Below are 17,670 nucleotides of genomic sequence, written 5' to 3'. Positions count from 1 at the left end.
CAATACTATCGCATAGCAGATGATGATTGATTTAGGCTAACATTGCCCATGCCGTCTTTTTCATAAACGGCTAAACAATTTTTCAGGTATCGTTCATCAAAAACCGGCTTCGCAAGCTTTACGGAACTAGGATACGCCGCGTTTTTATTAAAAAAGTACACTTTTGTATTGCCGTATTTGGTATGCGGCATAAAATTGCCATAAGTTTCCAGTTCGCTTAAAATCAGCGTATCAACTGTTACCACATAAGCGCGCAAAACGGGCCCGTCGTTCTGCTCGTTTCTTGTGAAGCTAATTTGCTTAAAGTCCGTTTTTAAACTATCAATCCCCGGCTGCGAAAGGCTATTGTAAAGCATTGCACCAATAATGATTAAGGAAACCAGAATGATGATGCTTTTGCGGTTGAGTTTTTTCATAAACCAATTAGTTTGGTGCAAAATTAAGAAAGCGCTGCGGCATTAAAGTCATGAGGTAGAATTTCATGTCTAAGATTTAGCAATCTGAATCGTCACATCATCCAAAAACCCGTATTTTTACCAAAATATTTTTTAGTGATGGATGTGGACGCAAAGCAAGTTTTAAAAGGAATTTACTGTAACTCGTTAACTCAATATAGCCGTTTTAATAGCCGAGAAGTAAACATTGGCGGCGTTAAAATGGGCGGTGCTCAACCTATAAGGGTGCAATCTATGACTACCGCTTTCACCATGGATACCGAGGCTTCGGTGGCGCAAAGTATCAGGATGATTGATGCCGGATGCGAATATGTACGTATTACCGCGCCATCTATGAAAGAAGCGCAAAATTTGGCCGAAATTAAAAAAGGATTAGCCGAAAAAGGCTATCATACGCCTTTGGTTGCCGATATCCACTTTACGCCGAACGCTGCCGAACTCGCTGCAAAAATTGTGGAAAAAGTGCGCGTTAACCCCGGCAATTATGCCGATAAAAAGAAATTTGAAGAGATAGACTACACGCCGGAAGCTTACCAAAAAGAGCTAGAGCGGATCCGCAAAAAGTTTGCGCCACTGGTTGAAATTTGCAAAGCACACGGAACCGCCATGCGCATTGGCACCAACCACGGCTCGCTTTCCGACAGGATTATGAGCTGGTATGGCGATACGCCAAAAGGCATGGTAGAATCGGCAATGGAATTTATCCGCATTTGCCGCGATATGGAGTATCATGACTTGGTAATTTCCATGAAATCTAGCAATACGCAGGTGATGGTGCAAGCCTACCGTTTATTGGTGCAAACCATGGTTGCCGAAGGGATGAATTATCCGCTGCACTTAGGCGTTACCGAAGCTGGGGATGGTGAAGATGGCCGCATCAAATCTGCCGTGGGTATTGGAACTTTATTAGAAGACGGACTGGGTGATACCATTCGCGTTTCTTTAACCGAAGAGCCGGAATTTGAAATTCCGGTAGCGCAAGCGCTGGCAAAACGTTACGAGGAAAGGCCATCTGTACCGGAAAGCGAAGTTGAAAATCCGGATTTTGAGTTACCTCCTAATTTTTCGCCTTTTGAATATAACAAACGCGCATCCGCAGAACTTAACACCTTCATTGGCGGGCATCAGGTACCGCGCGTTATTTTAGATTTATCTAAAGAAAATTTAAAAGATCCACAAATCTTAGCGCCGGCAGGTTATAATTATTCGCCAATTTTGGATAAATATAACATGGGCGACCAATCCATAGATTTTGCTTATTTGGCAGATGAACTTCCTTCTTTTACTTTTCCGGGCAATTTAAAACAGCTTTATAATTACAACACTTGGTTAAAGCTCCAAAACAAAACCAACTGCCACCCACTTTATACTTTAGAACAGTACATACAAGCTACAGAAAAAGACAAAGCCTTAAATTTAGTGCGTGTTTACCACGATGATTTAGAAGGCGATTTATTTGCTAGCTTACCGTTTGATAAAACATTGGTGTTTGTTTTAGAAACTACCAAAACCCATGGCATGGCAGATCAGCGGGCATTCTTTTTCAAACTCCTAAACGCAGGCATTGATACGCCCGTAATCATCAAAAGATCGTACCGTTTTGATGAAACAGAAAGCTTAGAAAATAAAGAGCTAAAAACCCAACTTTATGGCGCTACAGATTTAGGAGCTTTACTTTTAGATGGCTTAGGCGACGGTATTTGGTTAGATGCACCACAAGTGTCCACTAAATTTAGAGTATCCACTTCATTCGGGATTTTGCAGGCCACACGTTCGCGGATATCGAAAACAGAATACATCAGTTGCCCTAGTTGTGGCCGTACCTTATTTGATTTGCAAGAAACCACGCAGATGATCCGCAGCAAAACCGACCATCTTAAAGGGATTAAAATTGGGATTATGGGCTGTATTGTAAACGGTCCCGGAGAAATGGCCGATGCTGATTACGGCTATGTTGGCACCGGGCCGGGCAAAATTACTTTGTACCGCAGCAAAGAGGTGGTGAAAAAGAACGTAAGCTCAGAAAATGCGCTGAACGAGTTGATTGAAATTATTAAACAAGACGGGAACTGGGTAGAACGAGAAATATAAATTTTAAAACATGAACAAAGCCCGCATGGAAGCTTTTAGTGATGGCGTTTTGGCAATCATTATTACCATTATGGTGTTAGAAATTAAAGCACCGCATGATACCGATTTAAATGCCCTCACTAAATTGGCGCCGGTTGGTTTAAGTTATGTGCTAAGTTTTATTTATGTAGGCATTTACTGGAACAACCATCACCACATGATGCAAACCGTTAAAAATGTAGACGGGAAAATCCTGTGGGCAAACCTGCATTTGTTGTTTTGGCTTTCCCTAATTCCGTTTACTACCGCTTGGCTAGGGCAAAACCATCTTACCGCATTGCCCTTAGCTTTATATGGTTTTGTATTGTTAATGGCCGCGTTTGCTTATTGGCTTTTACAAACGCTTATTATCCGCGAACATGGCAAAACGGCTGTGTTGGCGCGCGCAATTGGGAAAGATTGGAAAGGCAAGGCTTCCCCTTTTCTTTACCTATCGGCGATAGTTTCGTCTTTTTTTATCGAATGGTTAGCGATAGCCATTTATATTGGTGTAGCGCTAATTTGGCTGGTGCCCGATAAAAGGATTGAAGCAAAATTTTATAACAATGAGGATTAAAAGCTTGTTAAGATTTGGGATATAAAAATATCCTAACTCAAATAAACTTTTTAAAAAAGCAGGCTTTATCTAACCGCGCAATACTAAATTAATCAGCGCCTTGTTCCAACAACAGTCAAACTTCCTCGTTCTGTACAACCACAATGGATTTTTGGAAAATCAAAGAATTTGGGATGGTGACAATTTCGCCGTCATCTGTTCTGATGTGTACAAAGAAATAGGTTAAGTCGGCTATCATGCCCTCGTGCGGAAAATCTTTATCCAGCACTTTTATTCTATCTCCTATCCGCATAGGATGATTGAAGAACAACAGAACGCTAGAGGTGATATTGGAAAGCAATGACCATTGTGCGAAAAGCGCGATACCTATGGCCGCAAGTATTGTACCTGCAAAAACCGCAATATCACCTTGCTTTACGCCCCAAACCGAAGCCAGCAACACCAACACAGTGGTAGACGAAAGCAACTGAATGGTTTTCACAATCATTTTTCTTCGCCCACGCTGGATGTGCGTTTGTTTTAAAGAAGTATTTACAACGTTTTTATTAATGTAATAAACGATAATATAGACCAATAAAATAAGAACGGTTTGGATGATTTGTACTTTATGCGTTTCCATTGCTTTAGATTAACTGTAATTTACAAAAGGAAGATGGCTGAAAATAAGCATTAATAAGCGCTTTTGCATTATTGCACCAGCTATTTCAAATACTGGTACATAAGCTTAGCCGTTTTTTCTGAAGCGCCCGGCGAACCCATTTTTTCTGCAAGTATTTCATAATCATGTAGCACTTCCTCCCGTTTTGGATGGTAGAGAATAGCTTGGAGCTCAGTTTCAATACGCGTGGGGTTGCAATCTTGCTGTATAAGCTCGGCCACCGTTGCTTTATCCATAATCAGGTTTACCAAAGAGATAAATCTAATTTTCACCAGCATTTTAGCAATGCCGATGCTGAGTGCGTTTCCTTTGTACAGCACCACCTGTGGCACTTTAAATAAAGCTGTTTCTAAAGTGGCAGTGCCAGAAGCCACTAATGCCGCTTTGGCTACGTTTAACAAATCATAAGTAGCGTCAAAAACAACGGGGATTTGTTTATCTTTTAAAAATTGCGTGTAAAAATCGGGTGTAAACGTTGGCGCGCCAGCAATAACAAACTGGTAATCCGGAAATTTATCTGCCGCCGCCAGCATATCAGGCAAGATATATTGTAGCTCCTGTTTACGGCTGCCCGGCAGCAAAGCAATGATAGGTTTAGAGGCAGAAATAGTGTTTTGCTGTAAAAAATCGGGCTGCGGATTAAAGGCCGCTTTGGCATCTAATAGGGGGTTGCCCACATAATCTACCTGCATGCCCCATTTATGATAAAACTCCACCTCGAAAGGTAAAATGCAGAACATACGGTTTACGTCTCTTTTAATTTTAAGTACGCGTTTTTGGTTCCAAGCCCAAATTTTTGGAGAGATGTAATAAAAGACTTTAATGCCTTGTTTTTTGGCAAATTCAGCAATTTTAAGGTTAAATCCCGGAAAATCAATTAAAATCAGAACATCGGGCTGATAACTTAAAATATCAGCTTTGCAGTTTTTAATATTACGCAACACCGTACGCAAATTCATCACCACTTCTACAAAACCCATAAAAGCCATCTCCGCGTAATGCTTTACCAAAGTGCCACCTTGTGCCTGCATTAAATCGCCTCCGTAAAACCTAAACTGGGCTTCACCGTCCTGTTGTTTCAAAGTTTTCATTAGGTTTGATCCGTGTAAATCGCCTGAAGCTTCACCGGCTATAAGGTAGTATTTCATAATCGTGTTTTTTAAAAGCGACTCGGTATATGCGTTAGGGATTGTAGCGGCATCCTTTTTTTGCTTTTTTAGACTTAGTGTTTTAGCAAAAAAAGATACAGCGCAAAGCCCGACCCCTTTTTTGGGGAACGCCATTATTAAAAAAGCTTCGCCCCAATTTTTCCTTCTTTACTGATTAAACTTGTAATAAAAGAAAATAAAGGCGCATACAAAAGTGGCCGAGATGATTCCTTTACCCGTTAATTCCATATCCCGTTTATAGGCGTATTTAAGCAAAAGCATATTTATGGCTACGCAACCTATATACAGCAAATCATCTTTTTGCAGTACTACCACATTTTTTTTGATGATTTCTACCACCACAAAGGCCAGCCCCGGAAAAAGCAGGCCTGCGCCTAAGCCCAGCCAAACACTATCTTTTTTAAACATTGAAATTCCAGCCATTTAAATTAGAAATTGCGTGATGCGCCGTCATATCAAACTGCACCGGCACCACAGAAACATAATGATGTTCAAGTGCCCAAACATCAGAATCCTCGCCTTTATCATGGTTTTGGAAAACCCCTGTTAACCAATAATAATTACGCTTGTGCGGATCTACACGCTCATCAAACTCCTCGGCCCATTTAGCATTGGCTTGCCTGCAAATTTTAATCCCCGCTAAGGGCTTGCTGTTATTTGGGAAGTTTACATTGAGCAAAACGCCTTGTGGCAAGCTATTTTTAAGGGTTTGCAGGCAAATGTCTTTCACATATTTACGGCAGTGCGAGAAATCGGCTTCCCAAGTAAAATCATCCAAAGAAAACCCAATGGATGGGATGTTTTCTATAGCACCTTCTACCGCGGCCGACATGGTGCCAGAGTAAATGACATTTATAGAATTGTTTAGGCCGTGATTAATACCCGAAACGCATAAATCTGGCTTATTACCTTTAAAAATCTTGTTTACAGCAAGCTTCACGCAATCTACCGGCGTGCCCGAGCATTTGTACATATCCACACCCTCATACAAATTAATTTTATCTAAGCGCAAAGGTTTACCAATAGTGATGGCGTGGCCCATTCCAGACTGTGGTCCATCGGGCGCAACCACCGTTACCTCACCAATTTCTTTCATCACCTCTATTAAACATTTTATCCCGGGTGCGGTGATTCCGTCGTCGTTCACCACCAATATCCTTGGCTTTTTACTCATTGGTATTTATTTTGATTATTTTAAACCATGCCTAAATCCGGCCATCGTTACCATACAAAGTTAAAAAAGCTAAGGATAAAACTTGGCCGCATTGTAGACACGCAAAAAAACAGGAATTTCACCATTGTTTTGCTAAGCGCGATAGTGGGGCTTACTGTTGGCCTGGCCGCTATTCTGATTAAACAAATTACCTATGCCATAGAAAATTACGCGGTAAGCTTTTTTCCTGGCTATGTTTTGTTTTTAGTGCCATTAGTGGGTTTATTGTTGGTAAACGTGCTTAACCAAACGCTGTTTAAAAAAACCAGCTATTTTAAAGGGATGCGCAACGTGATTGATGCCATAGAAAACCATCAATCTTTAATTAAGCTAAAGCTGATTTACACCAAAGTGATCAGTGCTGCGGTAACCATTGGTTTCGGCGGCAGCTCGGGGATGGAATCGGCAATAATTACCTCCGGCGCTTCTATCGGCTCAAACTTAGGCAGGCGCTTGGGTTTAAGCTATAAGCTGCGCACTTTATTAATTGGTTGCGGTACTGCTTCGGGCATTTCGGCCATGTATAACGCGCCTATCGGCGGCTTCTTGTTTGCCTTGGAGGTGGTGTTGCCGGGCTTTACCCCGGCTCTTTTAATTCCTTTGCTGATATCTTCTGCTGCCGGAAAAATCTTGTTCGAGCTAATTATGGGCGAAAACCTTCGTTTTGATGTGCACATCAATGAATTTTCGTACCAAAGTATGCCCTATGTCATCATTATCGGCATTGCCGGGATGCTTACCGCAAGCTACATGACCAAAGCTTATAGTTTTTGCTACCGCAAACTGGCACGTTTGGGCAACCCTTGGCTTATTGCATTGGCGGGCGGTTCTATTTTAGGCGCTTTAATCTATTTTTTTCCATCCCTTTATGGCGAGGGTTATGTTTCTATCAACAAACTGTTGCACGGCCAAGAACCTGCTTTGTGGAAACATTCTTTATTGGCTAATCCGGTTTTTCAGCCGTTTAACGGACTCCTATTAATTTTAGGACTCCTGCTTTTACGGCCCATCACCACGGGACTAAGTTTGGCCGCAGGTGGCGAAGGTGGCTATTTTGCGCCATCATTGGTAGCTGGCGGTTTAATGGGCTACGTGGTATTTAAAACGGTTTATGTAGTATCCGGCGATTTGGCGGGCCTGGCACCAAACACTTTTGTGTTTTTGGGCATGGCCGCAACGTTTGCCTGCGTAATGCGCGCACCTGTAACAGCTATTTTTTTAATTGCGGATACTACCGAAAGCTACACCATTATTGTTCCGCTGATGATTGTGACGGCTGTGGCCTACACCGTAAAAAATTATTTCGACAAAATGAACCCGCTGGTGAGCGCCGGGCATGGAACCATTAAAATGGAGAAGTTCATTATCAATCAAATCAACTTAAATGACATTGTGGACCCTGTGAAAGAGTTTGTGAACGAGGACGATACTTTGCGCGAAATTATAGAGCATTTTTCGGTATTTGAACATGCGCTGGTGCCAGTGATAAATGCAGATAATAAAATTGTTGGTATTGTTGAGCTTAAAGCGATGCGTTCTTTGCTCAAAGATTTTGAAGCTTATGATGTTAAAACAGCAAAAGAAATTATGGACACCGATTTTGAGGTAGTAGAATTTAATGCACTGCGAAAGAAACTGGCCACTAAACCTTCTATTATAAACGATGAACATTTGTTAGTGCGCAAGAACGGACAGGTAACCGCTTATGTATCGCGCTATAAACTGCTGATGATTTACAACCAGTACCTAAGCAACCCCGATTTATTGTTTAGTAAATAAAAAAATCCCGTTGCGCCAAGGCGCGCAACGGGATTTGAAATATTCTCCCTTGGAGAATTACCTCCAGGCTTTATACAAATTAATTAAGCCATTGGTAGAGCTGTCGTGCGACGTAACATCCGCATCATCTTTTAACTCAGGTAAAATTTTACCTGCCAATTGTTTGCCTAGCTCAACACCCCACTGGTCAAAACTAAAGATGTTCCAGATTACTCCTTGTACAAAAATCTTATGCTCATACATCGCAATTAAGGATCCTAACACTTTTGGCGTAATTTTTTTCACCAAAATAGAGTTGGTTGGACGGTTGCCATCAAAAACTTTAAACGGAGCAATTTTAGATTTTTCTGCTTCGCTTTTACCGCTTAGCTCTGCTAAAACTTCTTCTTCGGTTTTACCGTTCATCAAAGCTTCTGTTTGTGCAAAAAAGTTTGATAGCAGCATTTGATGATGCTGGCCCAGCGGATTATGGCTTTGTGCCGGTGCAATAAAATCACATGGGATCAATTTAGTTCCTTGGTGGATTAGTTGGTAAAACGCGTGCTGGCCGTTTGTGCCTGGCTCGCCCCAAATCACAGGGCCGGTTTGGTAATTTACTTCGTTGCCGCTGCGGTCCACATGTTTGCCATTGCTTTCCATATCGCCTTGTTGGAAGTAAGCTGCAAAACGATGCATGTACTGGTCATAAGGCAAAATGGCTTCCGTTTCTGCCTCGAAAAAGTTATTGTACCAAATGCCTATCAATGCTAAAATAACCGGGATGTTTTTTTCAAACTCCGTTTCTCTAAAATGCTTGTCCATTTCATGCGCACCGGCTAAAAGCTCCTCAAATTTATCGAAGCCTATAGAAAGTGCAATTGGCATCCCGATAGCACTCCATAGAGAGTAGCGGCCACCTACCCAATCCCAAAAACCAAACATATTTTCGGTGTCGATACCAAATTTAGATACGCCCTCTGCATTGGTAGATAGCGCCGCAAAATGCTTGGCCACATCTGCCTCTGTTGCGCCACTTGCCAAAAACCAGTTACGTGCGCTGTGCCCATTGGCCATGGTTTCTTGCGTGGTAAATGTTTTAGACGCAATTAAAAACAAAGTAGTTTCCGGATTTACCTTCTTCAACGTTTCGGCAATGTGCGTACCGTCAACGTTAGAAACAAAGTGCAGGTTTAAATGGTTTTTGTAGGATCTTAAAGCTTCGGTAACCATTACCGGACCCAAATCAGATCCACCAATGCCAATGTTTACCACATCGGTAATGGCTTTGCCGGTATAGCCTTTCCAAGTGCCAGAGATAATAGCTTCAGAGAATTTCTTCATCTTGCCCAAAACCTCGTTCACATCTTCCATTACGTTTTTACCGTCAACATACACCGGCGTATTGCTGCGGTTGCGCAAAGCGGTATGTAATACTGCCCGGTTCTCGGTTTCGTTAATTGCCTCACCGTTAAACATGGCATTTATAGCGTTTTCTAAATCGCATTCTTTAGCCAATTGCACCAATAAGGCCATAGTTTTGTCATTGATGCGGTTTTTAGAAAAATCAACAAAAATATCGTTGAACTGTACAGAAAACTTTTCAAAACGTGCCGGATCTGCCGCGAAAAGCTCTTTCATGTGTTTTTCAGAAATATCAACCAAATGGCTCGAAAGGTACTCGTACGCTTTAGTCTGCGTAAAATTGATTTTAGAAAGCATAGTCATTTAATTTTTGCGGTAAAGATAAAAATTAATCTAGCACGAGCTTGCCGAAACGGATAAACTTTAGATTGAGCAATGGACTACGGACTATCAACTATAAACTATCGACTATGGACCATGGACTATGGACTATCGACCATCGACTATGGACTCTTCACTTCTAACGTTTCAGTTTTTGCACTTTCCCAACCGATAATGGCCGACTTACGGGTTTCGCCCCACATGTAGCCACCAATACCGCCGGTTGATTGGATCACACGGTGACATGGAATCAGAAAGGCAACCGGATTGTTGCCTATAGCTGTGCCAACAGCTCTGGACGCACTAAACTGGCCAATTTCTTTTGCGATATTTCCGTAGGTGGAAAGCTTTCCCATCGGTATTTTCAGAAGCGTTTCCCAAACTTTTAGCTGAAAATCCGTTCCCCGTAAGTGGAGTTTTATTTCTTTCAGTTTACCCCAATCCGCATTAAAAATCGACAGAGCATTTTGTTGCATACCGTCTGTTTTTTGCCGAAACGTTGCATTGGGGAATTTTTGGGTGAGCTGACTTATTGCGCTACGCTCCTCATCGGCGAAAGCCATACAACTAATCCCTTTTTCGGTGGAAGCTATCAACAGGCAACCAAAAGGGCTGTGCGCAAAACTGTAATTGATCAAAAGATTTTTACCACCATTTTTATATTCGGCCGGTGTCATTCCTTCAATTTTAACAAAAAGATCGTGCAAGCGCCCCGTGCCAGAAAGTCCGGTGTCATAAGCTGTATCAAAAAGTGTAGCCTGCCGGTTAAGTAGTGCTTTCGCGTGCTGCACGCTTAGGTATTGGAGAAACTTTTTGGGCGTAGTGCCGGCCCATTCGCTAAACAAGCGCTGAAAATGGAAAGGACTCAGATGCACCGCGTCTGCAATTTCGTCCAGATTAGGTTGCTTTTTAAAATTGTTTTTGATGTATGCTATTGCTTCCGCGATACGTTGGTAATTGATTGCCTGTTGCTCTTCCACGTTTTTTAAACCTGATGTATAGCAAATCTCTCCATTACATTACGTTCTTAAAACCCGAAACTTGCTGATGTTAAATTTATACGTTTACATCAAAATCAAGATGCACATCGCTTGCTGGTTTACCGCCTTTAATACCCCAATTTTCGGCTATACTTTCTCGCAATAATATCATCACATGATCATTGGGAATGCCAAATGGCTCCAGATTCTTTACAATTCCGGCGTAAAGTTTCCTTTTAGCTTCAATTGACCGTCCCGAAATAGCGTCTATACTAACCAAGGTATAGTACTCTGGCTTTAGCTTAGCAGGTGGCACATTAAATTTATGCGGAGCATGAACCACTAGCCTAATTATTTTATCGCCTGGTGGTATTTTAAAGGCCGCCACCAATGCCGCGTGCACGGCATTCATAATCCCTATTTCCTCTTCTTGGGAATATTCTTTTCTTACTTCAATTAAAACACTTGGCATAATACGTTTTCAAACTATAGATGGTCTATAAATCTATCGGCAGTTCTTTCTCAAAATTTAAATGCTTAAAAACCACTTTCGCAACAGGGGCGCATTAACTTCTTAACGTCATGCTAATCAATAGCCGATAATCTGGCTCCGTACTCTTTAAGCTTTCTTGGCACCCTCTAGCCAATTATTTATGCTACATCTTACCATGAAGAAATTAAAGGCGAAACGTAGCAGAAATCATCTAAAATCAACGTTATAATGTCTAAAAAGCGTACAGCTGGTTAAAACGGCAAATCCCGTTCATCCTCATCCTTGCCAAACTCGCCCGTCCCCAAGTTTTTATTAGCTTCTGCCGAAGGCTCTGCTGCTGTGCTGCTGCTTGCCGAGTTGTTATTGGGTTCAAAATCTGTTTTACGGCCCAATAAAGTGAAGTTTTCTGCAACTATCTCTGTGCTATACTTTTTATGCCCCTCTTTATCTTCAAAAGAGCGGGTGCGCAGCTTGCCCTCAATGTAAACCAGTTTACCTTTTTGCAGATATTTAGCGGCCACATCTGCCAAACCGCGCCACATTACAATATTATGCCACTCCGTTTGTTCTATGCGTTTGCCATCTTTATTATATGATTCTGATGTTGCCAAAGGAAAACTTGCCACAGACACGTTACCATCCAAATGCCTCACTTCTGGATCTTTACCTAAATGACCTATTAAAATAACTTTGTTAACTCCGGACATAATTTCTTTTAATTTTTCTTCAATTTATGACTTTTTTCAAGAAGTCAAAAATAATTTTAGGCATCCCATATTGAGCTAAATCTGCTGCGTTAACCCACATCCAGCCGTTTTGGAGCACTACATCTTCTTTTAAAACCTGATGCTCGATAAAACGCACAAACAGCCGCTGATGCGTTAATATATGTTTAACTGGGGCCGAAACCGGGCTTAAAGGATAAACTTTTTTAAAGACCTTATGTACCTGGACCGCAATAACCACAGGGTCGTCAGTTTCCGAATGCTCAAAAACCGGCATATCATACAAACCGGCCCAAATATCTGTATTGGGTCTGCGCTTAATCACCAGTTCGCCATATTGGTTTTTTATGAGATGGTATAAGAAATACCGCTCCTTAATTTTCAGTTTTCTTACTTTTTTAGGCAAGGTGTCCACAGCATTATGATGATAAGCATAACAGCCGGCCATAAAAGGACAAACGGAACAATCGGGGTTTTTAGGTTTGCATTGTAACGCTCCAAACTCAATCATCGCTTGGTTATGTTCGCCGGGGTTATGTGCATCCAGCAGTTCATCGGCCACAGCCTGAAACTCTTTTTTACCCGCCGTACTGTTAATTGGAGTAGCTATGCCAAAATAGCGCGATAGAAAACGGTACACATTGCCATCTACTACGGCTTTAGCTTGCCCGCCCGCAAAAGATGCAATTGCTGCCGCGGTATAGTCGCCGATACCCACCAGTTTCAGTAAATCATCATAATTATCGGGGAAAATACCCTCAAAATCTGCCACTACTTTGCGTGCGGTTTTAAGCATGTTGCGCCCGCGCGAGTAATAACCCAAACCTTGCCACAAGCGCAAAACTTCATCTTCACTGGCGGCGGCAAAAGCTTCCACCCGAGGGAAAGCATCTAAAAACTTATAAAAATAAGGCATTCCCTGCTCAACCCTAGTCTGCTGCAAAATAATTTCCGAAAGCCAAATCCGGTAAGCGTCACGATTATCGCGCCATGGCAAATCGCGTTTATGTTTTCTGTACCAACAAATTAGCTCCTCATTAAAGTTCATTTACTGTTTTTTATGTTATTCTTGGGAGGCCCAAATTGCTTAAATGTTGGATAATAAGCTATTGAAATAAAATTTTAGGTTATTTATTTCCCAAATACATTTAAAAGCAATACTTTTGCAACCCCAAATCTTTGCACAACATAATAATTTTTAAAAGAAAATAGATCAAATGACAAAGGCAGAAATTATAGCAGAAATTGCTAACAAAACCGGAATTGAGAAGGTTGATGTACAGGAGACTGTTGAAGCTTTTTTTAAAGTGGTAAAAAATGCTATGGTAGGCGGAGAAAACGTTTACGTACGCGGTTTTGGTAGTTTTGTGGTTAAAAAGAGGGCCGAAAAAACTGCAAGAAATATTTCCAAAAACACTGCGATAATTATCCCTGAGCATTACGTGCCTAGCTTTAAGCCGGCAAAAGTGTTTGTTGACAAAGTAAAATCAGGTAACAAAACATCTGTAACTGCCTAATGATGTTAAAAGCTAAACAATATATTGCAATAGGCCTAGTAGGGCTGTTAATGGTTGTGTTATATAGTTTAGACATTAAAGGTTTAGTAAAACAGGAAAACGAAGGCGAGCAACAGGCCGAAATGCAATCTACAGCAACGGCAGGTGGCGCTAACGCAGCAGCATTAAAGGCAGAAGACGTAACCTCGGTGTCTAAACAAATGATCAGTGCCAGCCTTGCGGCGGATATTGAAAAATTGGAGAAACAGGCGAAAGCTGCCGACGGCACAAAAAAGACCGAACTGCAACAACAACTAGCAACAAAGTGGGATGACGTAAACCAACCCGCCGCAGCTGCTTTTTATTACGAAGAGGTTGCAAAAGCAAATCCGAACTACGCAAATTGGCTTAAAACCGCCGACCGTTACAGCGAGGGTTACCAAAACTATGCAGATAGCACCGTAACCGTGGGCTTGGTACAAAAAGCGATTGAAGCTTACAACAAAGCGTTAGAATTTGACAAAAACAGCCTCGACGCACAAACCGGATTAGGCGTAGCCTACGTATCCGGCACCCAAAACCCTATGCAGGGCATACAGCTTTTATTAGGTGTGGTAAAAGAAGACCCAAAGAACCAAAAAGCCAACATGAATTTAGGCTTGTTCTCTATGAAATCTGGCCAGTTCCAAAAAGCGGTAGAAAGGTTTAAAACTGTTTTAGAGGTTAAGCCTACGCCCGAAGCTTGGTTTTATTTGGGTACAAGCTATGAAAATTTAGGCCAAAAGCCGGAAGCTGTTTTAGCTTATACCAAAGCTAAAGAACTGGCAGCAGACCCTAATTTGACCACATTTGTTGATCGTAAGATCAAAGAATTAAGTAATTAAAATAATTTTATAAAACATTAAATCACAAGATTATGCCAAGCGGTAAAAAAAGAAAAAGACATAAAATGGCTACCCACAAGCGCAAAAAACGCTTAAGAAAAAACAGACACAAGAAAAAATAATTAGGCTTTAAAAGCTTTTAACAAAGTATTTGCTTTGGCAACGCGTCCAACTGCAATACTTTGTTTTTTTATTTTTTCTTTGTTAACTAAAAGATTGTTAACTACAATCTTTTCTTAAATTTTTTCTGTTGGTAAAGGAGTTAATTATCAATTCGAACCCTGGTGGGGTTACGATTGCGTTACTGCAGGACAAGCAACTCGTTGAGCTTAACAAAGAACAAATCAACAACAGCTATGCTGTTGGCGACATTTACATGGGCCGTATCAAAAAGATTATGCCCGGTTTAAATGCAGCATTTGTTGATGTGGGTTATGAGAAAGACGCTTTCTTGCATTACTTAGACCTTGGACCGCAGGTACAATCTTTACTAAAACTTAATAAACAGGTTAGAGGCAACTCGTACAAAGACCGTTTGCTGGATCATTTTACCAGGGAAGCGGATATTGATAAAGGCGGAAAAATTTCGTCTGTACTGAGTAAAAACCAGTTGTTGCCCGTTCAAATTGCCAAAGAGCCTATCTCTACAAAAGGCCCTCGTTTAAGTTCAGATTTATCCATAGCGGGCCGCTTTGTGGTCTTGGTACCGTTTTCTGATGTAATATCTATCTCAAAAAAGATTAGAAGCAACACAGAAAGAACACGCCTAAAGAAAATTGTTGAAGGCATTAAGCCGGCAAATTTTGGCGTAATTATTAGAACTGTTTCTGAAAACAAAGGCGTTACAGAAATTCAGAAAGATCTTTTAGACCTCATCTCTAAGTGGGAAACTTTTATGAAGAAGTTACCGCATACAGATCCGTCTAAAAAAATATTAGGAGAAATGGGGCGCGCCTCTACCATCCTACGCGACTTACTGAATGACGAGTTTACGCATGTTTATGTAAACGACCCAGCAATTTACGAAGAGGTGAAATCTTATGTGCATGAGATATCGCCCGAGCTGGAAAAAATCGTAAAACTTTATAAAGGCAAAGATCCTATTTTCGAGCACTTTGGTATCGAAAAGCAGATTAAAGCTTCTTTTGGAAAAACCGTAAACTTGGCCGGTGGTGCGTATTTGGTTGTAGAGCACACCGAAGCCCTGCACGTTATTGATGTAAATAGTGGCAACCGTACGGCTAACCCCGAAAATCAGGAAGAAAACGCCCTGATGGTGAACAAGGAAGCGGCCAAAGAAATTGCACGCCAATTGCGCTTGCGCGATATGGGCGGCATTGTGGTGGTAGATTTTATTGACATGCACAAAGCGCCAAACCGCAAAGAACTGTTCGACTTTTTGAGGTCGGAGATGAATTTGGACCGCGCTAAACACACCATTTTACCACCAAGCAAGTTTGGGCTGGTACAAATTACCCGCCAACGGGTAAGGCCAGAGATGAACATTGTAACTAATGAAAAGTGCCCGAGCTGTGGCGGTACCGGCGAAATTAAAGCCAGTATTGTATTGCTGGATGATATTGTTGCCAATTTAGACTACGTACTAAACGAGCAGGCCGAAAAAGGGATAACGCTTTGCGTACATCCGTACATTGGGGCTTTCATTAAAAAAGGGTTTTTATCCTTGCAAATGAAGTGGTTTTTCAAATACAACCAGTGGATCAAAGTGCGCGAGGTATCATCGTACCACTTAACAGAATTCCATTTCCTAAGCGCAAAAGGCGAGGAAATAAAGCTTTAACAAGCTATAATGCATTGAAGCCCACTAAATTAGTGGGCTTTTTTATTGCATTTAATTTTTTATTTTAAAAGCATCTTATTTATATTTGGTACTGCTACCTGCCTATGTATCAAAAACTTAAGAAATACGTCGAAATTTCGCCCGGTGAATTCCGCGGGATGGTGGTTTTTATTGTTATCCTCTCACTTATTGCATTGGCGCCTTATGTTTATGAAAAACTGATGGCGCGCCCCAGCTACATCGTGATTGAAACCATAAGCCCTAAATTGTCAGAGCTGGACAAACACAAAAAAACAGCTAACAATTTTAATTACGATAGAGCGCATGAACCACAACAAGTAGCCGAGCTTTTCAGATTTAACCCCAACCAGCTTCCTGTTGAAAGCTGGATGAAACTGGGCCTAAGCGAAAAGCAGGCGCAAAGCATTAAAAACTACGAAAGTAAAGGAGGTAGGTTCCGCAGTATAAAAGACGTTAAAAAGATGTACGCCATTAGCGATGAAATGTTTGCACGGTTAATGCCTTATATTGACTTACCCGAGCAAAATAGCAGCGCTAAGAAATTCGATACTTATAAAAACTCATCCATCCATAAAACTAAGGCGGCCGAAGTATTGGCTATAAACAGCGCAGATTCTTCTGCACTGACAGAATTAAGAGGCGTTGGCCCTGCGTTTGCATCACGTATTATCAAATACCGCAAGCGCCTGGGCGGTTTTGTCGCACTGGCGCAATTGAAAGAAATTTACGGGGTCGACTCTGCTAAGTACGCGCAACTAGCGCCACAGCTCAGGGTTGATGCTGAAAACATAGAACGCATCAGCCTAAACCGTTGTACTTTTGAAAACGTTAAAAACTTCCCATATTTAAAATATAAGCAGTCGACTGCAATTATCGCTTACAGGAACCAACACGGACGGTATAGCAGTGTTGCCGACTTAAATAAAATTGCGATATTGGACGCCGAAACCATCAGAAAAATCGCCCCTTATTTCCATACAGATGATTGAAGAGCGCATTAAAAGCCACATCCGCGATATTCCCGACTTCCCCAAACCCGGAATTATATTTAAAGACATCACTCCGATTTTAAAGGAACAAAGTTTATGCTCGGCCATCGTTGATGCTTTTGTAGAAAAAATAGGTGATTTACAGTTTGATGTAATTGCCGGAATAGAGAGTAGAGGTTTTTTATTTGGCTTGATGCTGGCGAACCGCTTAAACAAGCCGTTTGTTCCTATACGTAAAGTGGGTAAACTCCCGCATAAAACCATCCAACAGGCTTACGAGTTAGAATATGGTTCGGCTGTTATAGAGATACATGAAGACGCCTTTGAACCTGGCGCAAAAGTTTTAATCCATGACGATTTATTGGCAACCGGAGGCACGGTTATGGCAAGCTCAATGCTGATAGAAAAGATGGGCGGAGAGGTAGTGGGCTATTCTTTTATCGTTTCCTTGCGCTTTTTAAACGGCTGGCAACAGTTAGAAACTTACTCGAACAACGTCTACAGCTTGGCCGAATACTAAAATGATTTGATAAGAACATGCGTGCGTTTTAGTTAGTTAGCGAGAATCTTCATCGTGCGCATTCACGGGCAGAAAAAAC

The 17,670-nt window shown here is 41.5% G+C and carries 18 protein-coding genes; 8 read left to right on the top strand and 10 right to left on the bottom strand.

The window, feature by feature from the left end; all coding sequences use genetic code 11:
• Window positions 1-5 precede the first annotated feature (5 nt).
• On the bottom strand, window positions 6-416 hold the full coding sequence (locus BCY91_RS07735; protein ID WP_120181379.1) for a hypothetical protein: 411 nt from the start codon (window positions 414-416) through the stop codon (window positions 6-8).
• Between the two features lie 138 nt (window positions 417-554).
• Between BCY91_RS07735 and ispG the strand changes: the two genes are divergently transcribed.
• Window positions 555-2,546, top strand: a complete 1,992-nt coding sequence (gene ispG / locus BCY91_RS07730; protein WP_182995332.1) for a (E)-4-hydroxy-3-methylbut-2-enyl-diphosphate synthase — start codon at window positions 555-557, stop codon at window positions 2,544-2,546.
• Window positions 2,547-2,556: 10 nt separating this feature from the next.
• The gene (locus BCY91_RS07725; RefSeq protein ID WP_120181377.1) at window positions 2,557-3,141 is read left to right on the top strand and encodes a TMEM175 family protein; all 585 of its coding nucleotides are present in this window, start codon (window positions 2,557-2,559) and stop codon (window positions 3,139-3,141) included.
• A 115-nt stretch (window positions 3,142-3,256) separates the two neighbouring features.
• Here the strand turns inward: BCY91_RS07725 and BCY91_RS07720 are convergent, their stop codons facing one another.
• The 4 genes from BCY91_RS07720 to surE all read right to left on the bottom strand — a co-directional run bounded on the left by BCY91_RS07720 (window position 3,257) and on the right by surE (window position 6,142).
• Window positions 3,257-3,760 (bottom strand): mechanosensitive ion channel domain-containing protein, encoded by a 504-nt coding sequence (locus BCY91_RS07720; RefSeq protein ID WP_120181376.1) that lies wholly within the window; start codon window positions 3,758-3,760, stop codon window positions 3,257-3,259.
• An 80-nt stretch (window positions 3,761-3,840) separates the two neighbouring features.
• The gene (lpxB, locus tag BCY91_RS07715) at window positions 3,841-4,947 is read right to left on the bottom strand and encodes a lipid-A-disaccharide synthase (protein ID WP_120181505.1); all 1,107 of its coding nucleotides are present in this window, start codon (window positions 4,945-4,947) and stop codon (window positions 3,841-3,843) included.
• A 168-nt stretch (window positions 4,948-5,115) separates the two neighbouring features.
• The gene (locus tag BCY91_RS07710; RefSeq protein WP_120181375.1) at window positions 5,116-5,376 is read right to left on the bottom strand and encodes a stationary phase survival protein SurE; all 261 of its coding nucleotides are present in this window, start codon (window positions 5,374-5,376) and stop codon (window positions 5,116-5,118) included.
• Entirely contained in the window at window positions 5,369-6,142 is a 774-nt protein-coding gene (surE, locus tag BCY91_RS07705) for a 5'/3'-nucleotidase SurE (protein ID WP_120181374.1), read from the bottom strand. The genes BCY91_RS07710 and surE overlap by 8 nt, the downstream gene beginning before the upstream one ends.
• Before the next feature lie 27 nt (window positions 6,143-6,169).
• On the opposite strand from surE, the gene BCY91_RS07700 reads away from it, so the two are divergent.
• The gene (locus BCY91_RS07700; protein WP_120181373.1) at window positions 6,170-7,960 is read left to right on the top strand and encodes a chloride channel protein; all 1,791 of its coding nucleotides are present in this window, start codon (window positions 6,170-6,172) and stop codon (window positions 7,958-7,960) included.
• A gap of 57 nt (window positions 7,961-8,017) precedes the next feature.
• Here the strand turns inward: BCY91_RS07700 and pgi are convergent, their stop codons facing one another.
• The 5 genes from pgi to mutY form a co-directional block, all read right to left on the bottom strand.
• Window positions 8,018-9,658 carry a glucose-6-phosphate isomerase gene (gene pgi / locus BCY91_RS07695; protein WP_120181504.1) on the bottom strand — a complete coding sequence of 547 codons (1,641 nt, stop codon included), beginning with the start codon at window positions 9,656-9,658 and terminating at the stop codon, window positions 8,018-8,020.
• Between the two features lie 146 nt (window positions 9,659-9,804).
• A complete protein-coding gene (locus BCY91_RS07690; RefSeq protein ID WP_120181372.1) occupies window positions 9,805-10,662 on the bottom strand; it encodes a bifunctional helix-turn-helix domain-containing protein/methylated-DNA--[protein]-cysteine S-methyltransferase in 858 nt (285 codons plus the stop codon).
• A gap of 76 nt (window positions 10,663-10,738) precedes the next feature.
• Entirely contained in the window at window positions 10,739-11,134 is a 396-nt protein-coding gene (locus BCY91_RS07685; protein ID WP_120181371.1) for a tautomerase family protein, read from the bottom strand.
• Window positions 11,135-11,406: 272 nt separating this feature from the next.
• Window positions 11,407-11,862: a single-stranded DNA-binding protein gene (locus tag BCY91_RS07680; RefSeq protein WP_120181370.1), complete on the bottom strand. Its 456-nt coding sequence runs from the start codon at window positions 11,860-11,862 to the stop codon at window positions 11,407-11,409.
• A gap of 19 nt (window positions 11,863-11,881) precedes the next feature.
• The gene (gene mutY / locus BCY91_RS07675; RefSeq protein ID WP_120181369.1) at window positions 11,882-12,928 is read right to left on the bottom strand and encodes an A/G-specific adenine glycosylase; all 1,047 of its coding nucleotides are present in this window, start codon (window positions 12,926-12,928) and stop codon (window positions 11,882-11,884) included.
• 169 nt (window positions 12,929-13,097) lie between these two features.
• Between mutY and BCY91_RS07670 the strand changes: the two genes are divergently transcribed.
• From BCY91_RS07670 to BCY91_RS07650, 5 genes are all read left to right on the top strand, one after another.
• Window positions 13,098-13,397 (top strand): HU family DNA-binding protein, encoded by a 300-nt coding sequence (locus BCY91_RS07670; RefSeq protein ID WP_120181368.1) that lies wholly within the window; start codon window positions 13,098-13,100, stop codon window positions 13,395-13,397.
• On the top strand, window positions 13,397-14,260 hold the full coding sequence (locus BCY91_RS07665) for a tetratricopeptide repeat protein (protein WP_245989031.1): 864 nt from the start codon (window positions 13,397-13,399) through the stop codon (window positions 14,258-14,260). The genes BCY91_RS07670 and BCY91_RS07665 overlap by 1 nt, the downstream gene beginning before the upstream one ends.
• Window positions 14,261-14,510: 250 nt before the next feature.
• Window positions 14,511-16,061: an Rne/Rng family ribonuclease gene (locus tag BCY91_RS07660; protein ID WP_120181366.1), complete on the top strand. Its 1,551-nt coding sequence runs from the start codon at window positions 14,511-14,513 to the stop codon at window positions 16,059-16,061.
• Between the two features lie 104 nt (window positions 16,062-16,165).
• Window positions 16,166-17,071 carry a ComEA family DNA-binding protein gene (locus tag BCY91_RS07655; RefSeq protein WP_120181365.1) on the top strand — a complete coding sequence of 302 codons (906 nt, stop codon included), beginning with the start codon at window positions 16,166-16,168 and terminating at the stop codon, window positions 17,069-17,071.
• On the top strand, window positions 17,064-17,591 hold the full coding sequence (locus BCY91_RS07650; protein WP_120181364.1) for an adenine phosphoribosyltransferase: 528 nt from the start codon (window positions 17,064-17,066) through the stop codon (window positions 17,589-17,591). Before BCY91_RS07655 ends, BCY91_RS07650 begins: the two co-directional genes overlap by 8 nt.
• Window positions 17,592-17,670 lie beyond the last annotated feature (79 nt).

The organism is Pelobium manganitolerans (genome assembly GCF_003609575.1).
Lineage (GTDB): Bacteria > Bacteroidota > Bacteroidia > Sphingobacteriales > Sphingobacteriaceae > Pseudopedobacter > Pseudopedobacter manganitolerans.
This window is presented reverse-complemented; position numbering and strand designations above follow the sequence as displayed.